Origin of the sequence: Ciceribacter thiooxidans (assembly GCF_014126615.1) — a bacterium.
Classification (GTDB): domain Bacteria; phylum Pseudomonadota; class Alphaproteobacteria; order Rhizobiales; family Rhizobiaceae; genus Allorhizobium; species Allorhizobium thiooxidans.
Genome location: NZ_CP059896.1, coordinates 2,606,497 through 2,620,703 on the forward strand (window position 1 = coordinate 2,606,497; position 14,207 = coordinate 2,620,703).

The 14,207-nt window shown below is 65.3% G+C and carries 13 protein-coding genes; 9 read left to right on the forward strand and 4 right to left on the reverse strand.

Annotated elements, in window-relative coordinates:
• Window positions 1-27: 27 nt before the first annotated feature.
• The gene (locus H4I97_RS12790; RefSeq protein ID WP_182307638.1) at window positions 28-588 is read left to right on the forward strand and encodes a biotin transporter BioY; all 561 of its coding nucleotides are present in this window, start codon (window positions 28-30) and stop codon (window positions 586-588) included.
• Window positions 589-637: 49 nt separating this feature from the next.
• Here the strand turns inward: H4I97_RS12790 and H4I97_RS12795 are convergent, their stop codons facing one another.
• Window positions 638-1,048, reverse strand: a complete 411-nt coding sequence (locus H4I97_RS12795) for a YybH family protein (protein WP_182305031.1) — start codon at window positions 1,046-1,048, stop codon at window positions 638-640.
• Between the two features lie 117 nt (window positions 1,049-1,165).
• Between H4I97_RS12795 and H4I97_RS12800 the strand changes: the two genes are divergently transcribed.
• Together H4I97_RS12800 and H4I97_RS12805 are read left to right on the forward strand one after the other, a co-directional pair.
• Window positions 1,166-1,510 carry a winged helix-turn-helix transcriptional regulator gene (locus H4I97_RS12800; protein ID WP_182305033.1) on the forward strand — a complete coding sequence of 115 codons (345 nt, stop codon included), beginning with the start codon at window positions 1,166-1,168 and terminating at the stop codon, window positions 1,508-1,510.
• A 62-nt stretch (window positions 1,511-1,572) separates the two neighbouring features.
• Complete coding sequence (locus H4I97_RS12805; protein ID WP_182307639.1) at window positions 1,573-2,904, forward strand: PQQ-dependent sugar dehydrogenase; 1,332 nt, start codon at window positions 1,573-1,575, stop codon at window positions 2,902-2,904.
• Window positions 2,905-2,925: 21 nt separating this feature from the next.
• Here H4I97_RS12805 and H4I97_RS12810 read toward each other — a convergent pair whose 3' ends face one another.
• Entirely contained in the window at window positions 2,926-3,327 is a 402-nt protein-coding gene (locus tag H4I97_RS12810; protein ID WP_182305035.1) for an acyl-CoA thioesterase, read from the reverse strand.
• A 216-nt stretch (window positions 3,328-3,543) separates the two neighbouring features.
• Between H4I97_RS12810 and H4I97_RS12815 the strand changes: the two genes are divergently transcribed.
• From H4I97_RS12815 to H4I97_RS12825, 3 genes are all read left to right on the forward strand, one after another.
• Window positions 3,544-4,479 carry a histone deacetylase family protein gene (locus H4I97_RS12815; protein ID WP_182305036.1) on the forward strand — a complete coding sequence of 312 codons (936 nt, stop codon included), beginning with the start codon at window positions 3,544-3,546 and terminating at the stop codon, window positions 4,477-4,479.
• A gap of 2 nt (window positions 4,480-4,481) precedes the next feature.
• Window positions 4,482-4,736, forward strand: a complete 255-nt coding sequence (locus tag H4I97_RS12820; protein WP_112691572.1) for an exodeoxyribonuclease VII small subunit — start codon at window positions 4,482-4,484, stop codon at window positions 4,734-4,736.
• 463 nt (window positions 4,737-5,199) lie between these two features.
• On the forward strand, window positions 5,200-7,140 hold the full coding sequence (locus H4I97_RS12825) for a HAMP domain-containing methyl-accepting chemotaxis protein (protein ID WP_182305038.1): 1,941 nt from the start codon (window positions 5,200-5,202) through the stop codon (window positions 7,138-7,140).
• Between the two features lie 108 nt (window positions 7,141-7,248).
• On the opposite strand, the gene H4I97_RS12830 is transcribed toward H4I97_RS12825, so the two are convergent.
• Complete coding sequence (locus tag H4I97_RS12830) at window positions 7,249-7,707, reverse strand: GyrI-like domain-containing protein (protein ID WP_148155105.1); 459 nt, start codon at window positions 7,705-7,707, stop codon at window positions 7,249-7,251.
• Window positions 7,708-8,038: 331 nt separating this feature from the next.
• On the opposite strand from H4I97_RS12830, the gene H4I97_RS12835 reads away from it, so the two are divergent.
• Entirely contained in the window at window positions 8,039-9,817 is a 1,779-nt protein-coding gene (locus tag H4I97_RS12835; protein WP_182305040.1) for an acyl-CoA dehydrogenase family protein, read from the forward strand.
• A 166-nt stretch (window positions 9,818-9,983) separates the two neighbouring features.
• Entirely contained in the window at window positions 9,984-10,742 is a 759-nt protein-coding gene (locus H4I97_RS12840) for a crotonase/enoyl-CoA hydratase family protein (RefSeq protein WP_182305041.1), read from the forward strand.
• A gap of 37 nt (window positions 10,743-10,779) precedes the next feature.
• Here the strand turns inward: H4I97_RS12840 and H4I97_RS12845 are convergent, their stop codons facing one another.
• Window positions 10,780-11,697, reverse strand: a complete 918-nt coding sequence (locus H4I97_RS12845; protein ID WP_182305043.1) for an aminoglycoside phosphotransferase family protein — start codon at window positions 11,695-11,697, stop codon at window positions 10,780-10,782.
• Between the two features lie 346 nt (window positions 11,698-12,043).
• Between H4I97_RS12845 and mcpU the strand changes: the two genes are divergently transcribed.
• Entirely contained in the window at window positions 12,044-14,137 is a 2,094-nt protein-coding gene (mcpU, locus tag H4I97_RS12850; RefSeq protein WP_182305045.1) for a methyl-accepting chemotaxis protein McpU, read from the forward strand.
• Window positions 14,138-14,207 lie beyond the last annotated feature (70 nt).

Genomic DNA, 14,207 nt, shown 5'->3' on the forward strand with positions numbered 1-14,207 from the left:
AGCAGGGGATTTCCCAAGGAGGCTGCCATGAATACCCGCGATCTCGTTCTCGTTGCGCTCTTTGCCGCGATCATCGTCGTGCTCGGCCTCGTGCCGCCGATCATGCTGCCGTTCAACGTGCCGATTTCGGCCCAGACGCTCGGCGTCATGCTCGCCGGCGTCATCCTCGGGGCAAAGCGCGGGGCGCTGGCGCCGGTTCTCGTCATCATCCTGGTGGCGATCGGCCTGCCGGTGCTTTCCGGCGGGCGCGGCGGCCTTGCCGTCTTCGCCGGCCCGACCGTCGGCTTCCTGATCGGCTGGGTGCCGGGCGCCTATGTCACCGGCCAGATCGCCGAACGCTTCGGCAAGCCCGCGATGGAGGCCCTGCCGCAGACGCTCGGCTTCTTCGCCGCCTCGGTCATCGGCGGCATCGTCGTCGTCTATCTCTTCGGCGTCGGCTATCTCGCCTTCGGCGCCGGGCTCGGCCTCTCCAAGGCCTTCATGGGTTCGCTCGCCTTCATTCCCGGCGACCTCATCAAGGCGGCGATCGCAGCGCTTGCCGGCCGCGCCGTGATGGTCGGCTATCCGCTCTTGCCGCACCGCGCCTGAGATCTGCGCGGCCGCGGGCGATCACCCGCGGCCCCTTCCCAGCCGTCGCTCAGCCGACGCCCGCGGCATGATCCGAAATCAACGACCAGTGGGTGGCGACGATCCGCCATGCGCCGTCGGCCTGCCGGCGATAGACCTCGGTGCAATACCAGTGCATCCGTGCGCCTTCGCTGCCGGCATGGGAGAGGAAGCGGAAGGTCAGCACCGCCGCGTCGCCGATTTCGATCACCTTCGGCTCGATCATCTCGTAGCGCGCCGCAAAGATCTTGCCGCGGATAGTCTCGTAATAGCCGGTGAGTGCCGCGAGCCCGTCGATGCGCTTGTCGAGGAAGGGATCGAAATAGACGACCTCCGGCGCGGAGATTTCGAGAAAGCCGGAAGGATCGCCGTTGCACCAGCGGGCAAGGGCCGCCTTTTCGAGATCGATCACCGGATGGATTTCGGGGGTGGTTTCGGACATCAGATTTCTCCTCGTTCGGGGTTGATGTCGGCAGCCTTACCCGATCGGAAAAATTGCGCCAGTACGCACAAATAGCACCGTTACGGCGCCATTTGTGTGCACGGAAGAGGAAAAGACATGCGCAAGCAGCGCCACAAGATCTACGGCAACTGCCCGGTGGAAGCGGCGATGGACATCATCAGCGGCAAGTGGAAGGTGGTCCTGCTGTTCCACATCATGGACGGCACCAAGCGCTTCAACGAACTCGGCCGGCTGCTGCCGGGGCTCACCCAGCGGATGCTGACGAACCAGCTCCGGGAACTCGAGGCCGACGGCGTGATCGCCCGCACCGTCTATCCGGAAGTGCCGCCGAAGGTCGAATATTCGATGACGCCGTTCGGCATGACGCTCGAACCACTCCTCAAGGCCCTGTGGGTCTGGTCGGAGACCCATGTGAAGCCACGGCTTGCCACGGAAGAGTGAAGGCTCCTGTTTTCTCGGGAGAATTTGCGCTTGGTCAGTTCCGTGCCGCAAGCGCTTCGGCTATGGTGCCGCAGGATATTTCGAAGAGGAGTGCAGGCATGTTGGGACTGTTCGGCCGGTTCGTCGCCCTGATCGGGGCCGCGATGATCCTCATGCGCCGGGGCGGTGCAGGTAACGGCAAGCCGGCCCTCGGCGGCGCGCCGATCATCCCGGAAGCAAAACCGCAGCGCATCCCCACCCTCAAGATGCCGACCGCCAGGGGCTGGACCGAAGGCCACACGCCGACGGCCGCGCCGGGACTGAAGGTCAATGCCTTCGCCAAGGGGCTCAAGCACCCGCGCTGGATCTACGTGCTGCCGAACGGCGACGTGCTCACCTCGGAAGCGCTCGGCGTCGACGGCGGGCGCATGCGCACGCCGTTCGACTACGCGATGTATGCGACGATGAAGCGGGCGGCAGCCGTCGGCGACAGCCCGAACCGCATCACGCTCCTGCGCGACAATGACGGTGACGGCACCGCGGAGGTCCGCCACGCCTTCATGGAGGGGCTCAACCACCCCTTCGGCATGGCACTGCTCGAAGGGACCTTCTATGTCGGCAATACCGACGGGCTGATGGCCTTTCCCTATACCGACGGCGCCACCCAAATCGCGGCGCAGGGCCGCAAGATCGCCGACTTCAAGCCGGCCGGCCACTGGACCCGCAGCGTGCTTGCGAGCCAGGACGGCAGCAAGCTCTATGTCGGCGTCGGCTCGCTGAGCAACATCGCCGAACACGGCTTCGCGGCGGAAGAAGGCCGTGCCTGCATCTACGAGATCGACCTCAAGACGGAGAAGAGCCGGATCTTCGCCGGCGGCTTGCGCAACCCCGTAGGCCTCGCCTTCGAGCCGACCACGGGCGCACTCTGGACGGTGGTCAACGAGCGCGACGGGCTCGGCGACGAGACGCCGCCCGACTACCTGACCTCGGTGAAGGACGGTGGCTTCTACGGCTGGCCCTATTGCTACTGGGGCCAGACGGTCGACGACCGCGTGCCGCAGGCGCCCGGCCTCGTCGCAACGGCCATCCAGCCCGATTACGCGCTCGGCGGCCATACCGCCTCGCTCGGCCTCTGCTGGCTGCCGGCAGGCACCCTGCCCGGCTTTCCCGACGGCATGGTGGTCGGCCAGCACGGCTCGTGGAACCGCTCGACGCTCTCCGGCTACCGGGTGATCTTCGTGCCCTTCGAGAACGGCAAGCCTTCCGGCCCGCCGCGCGACATCCTGACAGGCTTCCTCTCGCCTGACGAGAAATTCTCCTACGGCCGTCCTGTCGGCGTGACCATCGGGCCGGACGGTTCGCTGCTGGTCGCGGACGATGTCGGCGACGTCATCTGGCGCGTGACGGGAGCGTGAGCGCGGCGGCTGCCGCTCACCTCACGGCAGGTAGCTGTAGAGCCAGTCGCGCAGGGTCTCGGGCAGAGTGACCGGCTCATCGTCATCCCTGCCGGTCGCCGCCCAGACGATCTCGACCTCCGCCGCGAGTGTCGCCTCGCGCTGGATGAGGATGTCGAAGCCGACCGATTTCATGCCGATCTTGTCGACGCGAACCGTGAGCTTCACCCGGTCGTCGAGATGCAGCGGTTGGTGCAGGCGGATTTCGATCTTGGTCGGCTGGAAGTGCGGCTCGTCCTCGAGCGGCGGGCGATAGCGCCAGAAGTGGCTGAGCGCGGTCTCGGCATGGGCGAGGTAGGCGGCATTGTGCATCCGCCCCGTCATATCGATGTCGCGATAGGGAACGATGATTTCCGTCACTTCGACGCGCGCGATGTCGTCCATGGCCTGCCTGCCCTCTCCCTCATGCCAGGGCATTTATACGTTCATTCGACGAGGAAGAACAAGGAGCGGCGGGAACGACGGCTTCTGTTGACAGTTGTCAATCGGTTCGGCGGAGTGGTGGCGCACCTCGCCGCGGGGTCATAGAATGGCCCGCGAAGACGAAGAAGGTTACTTCGGGCCGACCGGCCGAGAACATCATCTGACCCGGGGACGACCATGACCACACGCCTCTACGAGCACCCGGTTTTTCTGGAGCACCTGACGCCGCCCGGCCATCCGGAGCGGCCGGACCGGTTGCGCTCGATCAACATCGCGCTCGAACATCCCGCCTTCGCGCCGCTGCAGCGGAAGCAGGCGCCGCAGGCGAACGAGGATGCGGTGCTGCTCGCCCATCCGGAGGAACACCTCTTTTCGGTGATGCGGCAGATCCCGGAGGAAGAGGGCGAGATCAACCGGATCGAGACCGACACCTATGTCTCACCGAAGAGCCTGCAGGCGGCGCTGACGGCGATCGGCGGCGCGATGGCCGCCGTCGACGCCGTGATGGCACGTGAGATCGCCAATGCCTTCGTCGCCTGCCGTCCGCCGGGCCATCATGCCGAAAAGGCGAAGGCCATGGGCTTCTGCCTGTTCAACACGATCGCCATCGCCGCCCGCCACGCGATGCGCCATCACGGCGTCGAGCGGGTGGCGATCGTCGACTGGGACGTGCATCACGGCAACGGCACGCAGGACATCTTCTGGGACGAGCGCTCCGTGCTCTTCTGTTCGACGCACCAGATGCCGCTCTATCCCGGCACCGGCAAGAAGGAAGAGACCGGCGCCTTCGGCAACATCGTCAATGCGCCTCTCTCGCCGAACACCAGCAGCGAACACTTCCGCGAGGCGTTCAAGGCGCGCGTCCTGCCGGCACTCGAAAACTTCCGCCCCGACCTCGTCCTGATCTCCGCCGGCTTCGACGCGCACCACCGCGACCCGCTGGCGCAACTTAATCTCGTCGGTGAAGATTTCGACTGGGCGACGGGGCGGGTGATGGAAGTGGCGGACAAATTCAGCCATAACCGGGTCGTCAGCCTTCTCGAAGGCGGCTATGATCTGGAAGGCCTCGCCGAATCGGCGGGCATGCATATCATGAGACTGATGAAGGGTTGAGCATGACCGAAAGCGCCCCCCAGGCCGATCTTTCCGGCTATTCGTTCGAGAAGGCCGTCGCCGAACTGGAGAGCATCGTGGCGCGGCTGGAGCGTGGCGACGTGGCGCTTGACGAGTCGATCGCCATCTACGAGCGCGGCGAACAGTTGAAGAAGCATTGCGAAACGCTGCTGGCCGCCGCCGAAAACCGCATCGAGAAGATCCGCCTCGACCGCGCCGGCAAGCCGCAGGGCACCGAGCCTCTCGACCGCGAATAACACATCGGCACCCGACGGATATCAAGACTTCCGTCCGCGGACGGGAGACGCTTGTGCTTGCCTGCAATATCACTTGCCGGTTTCCAGTATTTCCGCGTCTATCGGCGACAAACCTTCCTGATGATGGGCTTTTCCCCTGCCTGATACTGGTTCAGAAGATACTATATAAGCACTTCTGGATTTAGCAGTTACGATGGCGCAAGACTGATTTTCGGAAAACCTTCTGCGTGCAGTTTGGTTTATCGATTCAACCCAAGTTAAGGGCTTTTCAACCATTCTATTGCAGAACAGCATTGCCTCGCAATTTTGCGAGGCGGGCGAGATGAAGTGGCCCCGCGCCGGCCGTCGCCTGTCGGAAGCCGCCCCCGAAAGCCGCTTCCGGCCGATCATGTTTTCCGATCACTGCCATCTCCGTATGCCGTCGTCCCCGGCGCACGGAGCCGTATTTTCAGAAGGAATTTCCATGAAGCGCCCTACCGTCAAGACCTCGCTGATCCTCAGCCTGGCGTCGATCGCCGTCATTACAGGCGGCCTCGCTTTTGTTGCCATCTCCGGCGTCTCCAGTATTTTCGATCGCGCAAGCGAGATTGCCGACCGGGTGCTGCCCTCGACCAACCAGGTGCGGCTGATGGACAAGGGCATGGTCGACATCCGGCTCGCCTATGCCCGGCACATCATGAACGTCACGCCGGAAGCCATGGCCGCCGTCGAAAAGGACATCAAGACCTATGTGGATTTCCAGCGTGAGCTGATCCGCAAGCAGAACGAACAGTTCATCAGTGGGACCGAAGAGCAGAAGCTGATCGGCGAGGTGACGAAAACCCTCGATGCCTATGTCCAGCACGGCGAAAAGATGCTGGCGCTTTCCCGCGAGAACAAGAAGGACGAAGCCAAAGCCGCCTTCTCCGACGAATTGCAGAAGTACGGCGACGCCAGCGACCAGGCGATCGATACACTGGTCGATTACTATGTCGAAGAGGCGGACGTGGTGCATAACGACATCAAGGCCGAGTTCGACTTCATGCAGGTCCTGATCGCCTCGGTGAGCGCGCTCGCCTTCGTCGTCGCCGGCGCGGCCATGCTGTTCACCGTCACCGGCGTCGCCAACCCGATCCAACGCATCACCCGCTCGATGCGCGGCCTCGCCGGGGGTGATACCGACGCGCCGATCCCCTACGCCGGCCGCACCGACGAAGTCGGCGAGATGGCGGGCGCGGTCGAAATCTTCCGTCAGGCAGCCATCGCCAACAAGCGCCTCGAAGCCGAGGCCGAACAGAACCGCCGTCAGGCCGAACTCGACCGCGTCGCCGACCAGCAGCGCGCCGAGGCGGAAGCCGCCGAACGCATGCGGATTGCGACCTCCGGCCTCGCCGCCGGCCTGAAGCGGCTCGCCTCCGGCGACCTCTCTTTCCAGCTCGACGAAGCCTTCGCCGCCGATTTCGAGGAACTGCGCCGCGACTTCAACCAGTCCGTCCAGCAGCTTTCCTCGACGCTGCAGGTCATTCAGGACAGCGTTTCGACCATGGACAGCGGCGCCCGCGAGATGGCGACCGCCGCGGAGAACCTCTCCAGGCGCACGGAGCAGCAGGCCGCCTCGCTCGAAGAGACCGCCGCCGCCCTCGACGAGATCACCGCCAACGTCAACTCCTCGACCCGGCGCACCGAAGACGCCCGCACCGTCGCCACCCAGGCGAACCAGGGTGCGGCGAAATCGGCCGGCGTCGTCGCCAGCGCCGAAGAAGCGATGCGGCGCATCGAAGGGTCGTCACAACAGATCTCCAACATCATCGGCGTCATCGACGAGATCGCCTTCCAGACGAACCTGCTGGCGCTCAATGCCGGCGTCGAAGCGGCGCGTGCCGGCGAGGCCGGCAAGGGCTTTGCGGTCGTCGCCCAGGAGGTTCGCGAGCTGGCCCAGCGCTCCGCCCAGGCCGCCCGCGAGATCAAGGGTCTCATCCACAACTCCTCAGAAGAGGTGGAGAACGGCGTGAAGCTGGTGCGCGACACCGGCGTGGCGCTGCAGGCGATCAGCGGCTTCATCACCGAGATGAACCAGCACATGGATTCGATTGCGACCGCCGCAAAGGAACAGTCGATCGGTCTTGCCGAGGTCAACACCGCCGTCAACTCGATGGACCAGACGACGCAGCAGAACGCCGCCATGGTCGAACAGTCGACCGCTGCAAGCTCGAGCCTCGCCATGGAAACGGCGAAGCTGCGGGAACTGATCAGTCAGTTCCGGCTCGCAGCCGGCGGACGCGCAGTCTCCACAGCACAGCGCCCGGCAATGGCCGCCGCCCCGGCGGCACGGCCGGCAGCGCGCCCGCTGGCCGCACCTGCGCCCAAGGCCGCTCCGGTACGCGGCAACACCGCGCTTGCCGTCGACGACTGGGAAGAGTTCTGAGCCGGCCCCGCTCAGCATCGGGTTCGAATACGCGCCCCCGAAGGTCTTGCCTTCGGGGGTTTTCTTTCGGCCGCGAGAGCCTTGCAGTTCGCCGCCGCCGGCAGACGGTCAGCGCGACAATCCGAACTGGATCTCGATCCGGTGGTAGGGCGCGCCCGGCCCTCGCCAGTCGTGATAGACCTCGCGGCTCTCGCCGGAAAAATGATGGCGCGACATCTCGATCTCGGCAACAAGCGGTGCATATCCTTGCGTGAACAGGGTCCGCAGGGAACCCTGATGAACGCCGGCAGCAACGATGATCGGCTCGAAGTGGCAGAGTTCGATCGACCCGCCATAGGCCGCGGGCCTTGCGACAGGCCGGCATATCTCCCAGTCGAACGGCGTCTTCCCGTCCTTCGGCAGGTTGTGCGAGACAAAGAGCCAGGGACCGTCCACCGTCAGGCCGACCTCCTCGATCTGTTGCTCGATCAATGGCGCACATTCGGCCGCGGCCTGCCTGATTTCGGGGATGCGCAAGCGCCTGCACAGGCGCAGAACCCACATATCGGGCGTTTCCTTGATCTGCATCGTCGATCTCCTTCGACCTGCAAGTAGATCGCCGATCGTTTCCGGGCAAACGAAGACGTAGTATGCGATTCCAAAATTCACCTCACCATGGCAAGATCGCGAAAAATTCTTCCTGACGTGAGTTCTCCCGCCGAGCGGCATCGCCTAGGTCCGATCTCCCCTTTGAAGGGAGGACGATCGGCCGCGTTTGCGGTTCTTTCCCACTCTCCCGGGCCCCTGCAAAACGGTTTGACGTTTACGTAAAAATCAATTAGCCAATGGACACCATTTCCGCATCAGGCCCGGAGGACCGGCCGCGGACACGAGGGACGTCAGCAGGAGGAGCATGCGCATGTACAAGGCGCCGGTAGACGAGATCGCATTCACCCTGAAGCATGTGGCGGGCCTTTCGAAGGCGATCGACGAGGGGCGTCTCGGAGACCTCAGCGACGATCTGGTGGACGCGATCCTGTCCGAAGCCGGGCGCTTTGCGAGCGACGAGGTGGCGCCGCTTGCCGAGATCGGCGACCGGCAGGGCGCGCGGCTTGTCGACGGCAAGGTCATCGTGCCGGACGGCTGGGCCGACCTCTATCGCCAATGGACCGAAGGCGGCTGGAACGCGCTCGTCGCCCCGGAAGAATTCGGCGGCCAGGCGCTTCCCCATATGCTCAATGTCGCCGCACTTGAAATGTGGAATTCCGGCTCGATGGCCTTCGCACTCGGGCCGACGCTCACCATGGGCGCCTCGGAGGCCCTTGCCGCCCACGGCAGCGCGGCGCTGAAGGAGAAATTCCTGCACAAGATGGTGTCGGGCGAATGGACCGCCTCGATGAACCTCACGGAACCGCATGCCGGGTCCGATCTCGGCGTCATGAAGAGCCGCGCCGAACGCCGCGACGACGGCACCTACCGCATCTTCGGCCAGAAGATCTTCATCACCTGGGGCGAACACGAGGTGACGGACAACATCGTCCATCTGGTGCTGGCCCGCCTGCCCGACGCACCGGCCGGCACCCGCGGCATCTCGCTCTTCCTCGTGCCGAAATTCCTCGTCAACGACGACGGCTCGCTTGGGCCCCGCAACGACCTCCACTGCCATTCGCTGGAGCACAAGCTCGGCATCCACGGCTCGCCGACCTGCACGATGATCTATGGCGACGGCAAGTTCGGCGGTGAGCCGGGCGCGATCGGCTACCTCGTCGGCGAGGAGAACAAGGGGCTCGCCTGCATGTTCACGATGATGAACAATGCGCGCCTCGCCGTCGGCATGCAGGGAGTGGCAATCTGCGAGGCGGCGACCCAGAAGGCGGTCGACTACGCAAAGGAACGCACGCAAGGGAAAGCGCCCGGCTGGACCGGCTCCGGCATGTCGCCGATCATCGAGCACCCGGACGTCGCCCGCATGCTCGTCACCATGAAGGCGCTGACGCAAGGCTCGCGGGCGATCTGCTATTCCTGCGCTCATGCGATCGACATGGCGCATCACACCGAGGGCGCCGACGCCGCCTTCTGGCAGGAACGCTCCGCCCTGCTGACGCCGATCGCCAAGAGCTTCGCGACCGATGCCGGCGTCGATGTCGCCTCGCTCGGCATCCAGGTGCATGGCGGCATGGGCTTCATCGAGGAGACGGGGGCGGCCCGCTACCTGCGCGACGCCCGCATCGCCCCGATCTACGAAGGCACCAACGGCATCCAGGCGATCGACCTCGTCACCCGCAAGCTGCCGCTCGCAAACGGAGATCACGTCCGCGGCTTCATCGCCGAGCTGAAGGCGATCGCCGATCAGGTCCGCGCCTCCAACCTCGACGGCCTCGGCGCGACCGCCGAGCGGCTTTCGGCGAGCCTCGCCGATCTCGAGGAGGCGACTGAATGGATGCTCGCCCGTCTCGCCGAGGGCGATGCCGCGACGGCTCTTTCCGGCGCCACGCCATACCAGCGGCTGTTCGGCCTTGCCCTCACCGGCTGCTATCTCGCCAAGGGCGGGCTTGCCGACGAAGAGAACGGCCGCGACACCCGCATCGCGCTCTGCCGCTTCGCCGCGGAAAACCTGATCGCCGAAACCGCAGCCCTCAAGGACCGCGTCATCAACGGCGCGGCAAGCCTGACGGCGGCGCGGGTGCTGTTTGCTTGAGGTTACACCTCCCCCTCGAGGGGGAGGTCGCCGCGTGAGCGGCGGGTGGGGGTGACACTCCTCCCACAAGGTTGCAGGTAAATGTCTTTGATCACCCCACCCCGGAGCTTCGCTCCGACCCTCCCCCTCAAGGGGAGGGTAGCGCCGCCACTCTAGGAAAACCCAGATGACCGACCACATTCTGATCGAGCGACCCGAAGCCCATCCCGGCGTGCTGGTGATCCGGTTCAACCGGCCGGAGAAGAAGAACGCCATTACCCAGGCGATGTACCAGAAGATGACCGACGGCCTGCTCACGGCCGAGGACGATCCGGCGATCCGCTGCGTCGCCTTTCTCGGCACCGAGGGCTGCTTCTCCGCCGGAAACGACATGGCAGACTTTCTCGCTTTCGCCATGGCCGGTGCGGTCGGCGAACCGGCCGCCTTCGGTTTCCTCAAGGCGCTCTGGAGCGTGTCGAAGCCCGTCGTCTCGGGCGTCGACGGGCTGGCGATCGGCATCGGCACGACGATCCAGATGCATTGCGACATGACGATCGCCTCCGACCGCAGCCTGTTTAGGACGCCGTTCGTGGACCTCGCACTCGTGCCGGAAGCGGGATCGAGCCTGCTCGCCCCGCGGATGATGGGCCACCAGCGGGCTTTCGCGATGCTCGCCGCGAGCGAGGGCTTTTCGGCGGAAGAGGCACGCGCTGCCGGACTGATCTGGAAGGTCGTCGCGCCCGAGGCCGTCGAGGCGGAAACGCTGAAACTCGCGGCCTCGATCGCAGCAAAGCCGCCGGAGGCGATGCGGATCGCCCGCGATCTCATCCGCGGCGACCGCGGCGAACTTCTCGTGCGCATGGAGGAAGAACTCGCCTTCTTCGTCGAGCGGCTGAAGAGCGCCGAAGCCCGCGCCGCCTTCGAGGCCTTCCTGAAGGCACGCTGACCGGAGGGGAGCTCGCCGACGGACGCTTGCCGGGCTTTCAGCCGCCGGCCGTCCGATGCTCGCGAACGACTGCCTCGATGACCGCGGCGGGCGAAAACTCATGCGGGTGCGTCGGCGCGCCCGATGCCAGGACGAGGGCGGCCTTCCACAGTGCCCAGGCGCGGGCACGGGCCCATGAGGCCTCGTCGACCATCATCGCTTCACGAAACGTGCGCCTGCTCTCTCCCTCGAAGAACAGCCAGGCGATTACGAGATCGCAGGCCGGGTCGCCGACCGCCGCCGAGCCGAAATCGATGACAGCGGAGAGGCGCCCGTCCCCTACCAGCAGGTTGCCCACTGCGATATCGCCGTGCAGCCAGCAGGGGCGCCCCGAAAAGCGGACCTGCTCCGCCGCGTCGAGGATCGACAACGCCCCGGCGAGGTCAATTCTTCCCGCCACCTGTGCCAGCGACCGGCGCGCCTCTTCGCCATAGACTTCGATCACGTCGCCCCCACGAGAGAAGTTGTGCTCACCCGGCGGTGGTCCACCGGAGGCATCAAGCCCGTGCAGCGCCTTCAGGAAGCCGGCGAGGTCGGTTGCGAAGCTGACGAGATCCGGCACGGTTTCGCGCCGAACGGGCTCATCGTCGATCCACTCGTAGATGGTCCACTGCCAGGGATAACCGTGTTCCGGCGCGCCGAGCGCGACCGGTGCCGGAACGCGCACCGGCAATTGCGGCGCCAGAACGGGCAGCCAGCGATACTCCTTGGCCGGCTGACCGGCATACCCCTCGGCACTTGGCAGGCGCACTTTCAGATCGTCACCGAGCCGGAAGGTCCAGTTGTCCCAACCATCCTCGGCGATCCCGCGTGGCTCCAGCCCTGCAAAGGCCGGGAACTGGCTTGCGATCAGCCGCCTGACCACATCGGCATCGACGGCGAATTTGCCCGCCTTCAGCTTGTCGACCCGCCTCATGAAACGTCTCTCGGTCCTGTGTGGGTACTTCGCCGGCACGAGACGGGCGAGCCCGCCTCTCGGCGTTCCGTGAACACATCTCCGGCAATCGTAGAACAAAGGCGCGCCGCCTTCGAGGCCTTCCTGAAGGCGAAAGGCTGAGGACGACGGGCCCGGCGGACCATCGGCAGGGATTAACGGCCCATTAAAGGCCCCTCGAATATAAGGGGTATCGCGGTCTGTGGACCGCAGTCGCGCCATGATGGCTTTTTTCGTCTTTCCCTATGCGGATGGGCAAGCCTCAGCGGCCACGGAGAATATCCCACAGCGCATGGAAGGGCTTGCCGTTTGAAAGAGGTATGCCCCTGTGAGCAAGCGCTCGAACCTGATGACCAAGATCCTGGTGGTCGCCTCCCTCGTGGTCGTCGCCGCCCTGTCCGGTTTCTCCTTCTATATCGACAGCCTTCAGCGCGACGCCACCGGTGCCGCTGTCAAGAGCGAGATCGGCTCCTCGGGTCTGCAGGCCTCGCAGAGTATTTCCAACTGGCTCAGCGCCCGCGTCATGCTGACGGAACTCGCCGGCAATGCTGCCGCCAAGGCGCCGGACGCCGCCGCCATCGCCGCCGCCTTCGACAATCCGGTGCTGATCCGCGAGTTCATGTCGACCTATGTCGGCGACGAACAGGGCGTCTTCACCAGCGTTCCTGACCAGCCGCTGCCGGCGGACTACGACCCGCGCAAGCGTCCGTGGTACCAGGACGCCGTCAAGGCGGACAGGATGGTGCTCACCGATCCCTACAACGATGCCTCGACCGGCAACCTCATCATCAGCGCCGCCGTTCCGGTGAAGAAGGACGGCAAGCTCTATGGTGTCGCCGCCTCCGACTTCTCGCTGAAGTCCCTCGTCGACATGGTCAACTCTGTCGACATGGGCGGCAAGGGTTCGGCTTTCCTCGTCAAGCAGGACGGCACGATCCTCGTCCATCGCGACGCCGACCTCGTCACCAAGACGCTGAAGGATGCCTTCCCGACCGACACCCCGACGGTCGGAGCGGAGATCACCGAGACCACCTTCGCCGACGCCAACGTTCTCGTCAGCTTCCTGCCGATCAAGGGCCTGCCGCGTGACGACTGGTATCTCGGCGTCCAGATCGACCGTGACCTCGCCTTTGCCGGCATCAGCAAATTCCGCACCGCCGCCGCTGTTGCAACGCTGATCGGCGTCGTCGCGATGATCGGCGTCCTCGCAGCGCTGCTCTCCAAGCTCGTCGTGCGTCCGGTCGTCGACATGACCGGCGTCATGGGCCGGCTCGCGAGCGGCGACGTCTCGACCGAGATTCCCGGCACCGACCGCCGCGACGAGATCGGCCAAATGGCCGCGGCCGTCGCCGTCTTCCGCGACAACGCGATCGAACGCAGCCGTCTTACCGAGGAAGCGGACAGGAACCGCACCCTGAGCGAGGAAGAACGCCGCGAGCGCGAAGCGACGAAGGCGCGCGAAGCCGAGCAGGTCTCCTTTGCCGTGCTCTCGCTCGCCGAAGGCCTCGACCATCTCGCCAACGGCGACCTCGTCCATCGCATCGACACGCCCTTTGCCGGCGACCTCGACCGCCTGCGGGTCGACTTCAACGCCTCCGTCGGGAAGCTGCACGACGCTCTCGCCACGGTCGGCCTGAACGCACGGGCAATCGACAGCGGCGCAAATGAGATCCGTATAGCGGCCGACAATCTGGCTCGGCGCACGGAGCAACAGGCTGCCTCCGTCGAAGAAACCGCCGCGGCGCTCGAGGAGATCACGACGACCGTTAAGGACAGCGCCCATCGGGCGGAAGAGGTCGGCCAGCTCGTCGGCCGCGCCCGCAACGGCGCCGAGAAATCCGGCGAGATCGTCCAGCGGGCCGTCGAAGCCATGCACGGCATCGAGAAGTCCGCCGGCGAGATTTCCAACATCATCGGCGTCATCGACGAGATCGCCTTCCAGACCAACCTGCTGGCGCTCAACGCCGGCGTCGAGGCTGCGCGCGCGGGTGATGCCGGCAAGGGCTTCGCCGTCGTCGCGCAGGAAGTCCGCGAACTCGCCCAGCGCTCGGCCAATGCCGCCAAGGAGATCAAGCAGCTGATCGGCGCTTCGGGGCAACAGGTCCAGTCGGGCGTCGAACTGGTCAACCAGACCGGTCAGGCGCTCGAAGTGATCGTCCGCGACGTACAGGAGATCAACCGGCATGTGAGCGCCATCGTCACGGCGACACGCGAGCAGTCGACCGGCCTCCAGGAGATCAACACCGCCGTCAACACCATGGACCAGGGCACACAGCAGAACGCCGCCATGGTCGAGGAACAGACCGCGGCAAGCCATGGCCTCGCCACGGAAGCGGCGGCCCTGACGACACTGCTCGCCCAGTTCAGGATCGAGAACACGGCCGCCCAGCCTCACCGTGCGGGCTCTCGCCGCGCCGCCTGACGACACCCGTTCGATCCGGCAGGCAATCGCATGACGGCACCGGTTCACCGCCGGTGCCGTTTGCTTGCCG

Bases quoted from the DNA above. Each gene is read 5' to 3' on its own strand.
- H4I97_RS12830 (WP_148155105.1), bottom strand. From the start codon at position 7,707: ATGCAGATCAAGGAAACGCCCGATATGTGGGTTCTGCGCCTGTGCAGG.
- H4I97_RS12845 (WP_182305043.1), bottom strand. From the start codon at position 11,697: ATGAGGCGGGTCGACAAGCTGAAGGCGGGCAAATTCGCCGTCGATGCC.
- H4I97_RS12805 (WP_182307639.1), top strand. From the start codon at position 1,573: ATGGTGCCGCAGGATATTTCGAAGAGGAGTGCAGGCATGTTGGGACTG.
- H4I97_RS12835 (WP_182305040.1), top strand. From the start codon at position 8,039: ATGTACAAGGCGCCGGTAGACGAGATCGCATTCACCCTGAAGCATGTG.
- H4I97_RS12820 (WP_112691572.1), top strand. From the start codon at position 4,482: ATGACCGAAAGCGCCCCCCAGGCCGATCTTTCCGGCTATTCGTTCGAG.
- H4I97_RS12800 (WP_182305033.1), top strand. From the start codon at position 1,166: ATGCGCAAGCAGCGCCACAAGATCTACGGCAACTGCCCGGTGGAAGCG.
- H4I97_RS12810 (WP_182305035.1), bottom strand. From the start codon at position 3,327: ATGGACGACATCGCGCGCGTCGAAGTGACGGAAATCATCGTTCCCTAT.
- H4I97_RS12795 (WP_182305031.1), bottom strand. From the start codon at position 1,048: ATGTCCGAAACCACCCCCGAAATCCATCCGGTGATCGATCTCGAAAAG.
- H4I97_RS12825 (WP_182305038.1), top strand. From the start codon at position 5,200: ATGAAGCGCCCTACCGTCAAGACCTCGCTGATCCTCAGCCTGGCGTCG.
- H4I97_RS12790 (WP_182307638.1), top strand. From the start codon at position 28: ATGAATACCCGCGATCTCGTTCTCGTTGCGCTCTTTGCCGCGATCATC.
- H4I97_RS12840 (WP_182305041.1), top strand. From the start codon at position 9,984: ATGACCGACCACATTCTGATCGAGCGACCCGAAGCCCATCCCGGCGTG.
- H4I97_RS12815 (WP_182305036.1), top strand. From the start codon at position 3,544: ATGACCACACGCCTCTACGAGCACCCGGTTTTTCTGGAGCACCTGACG.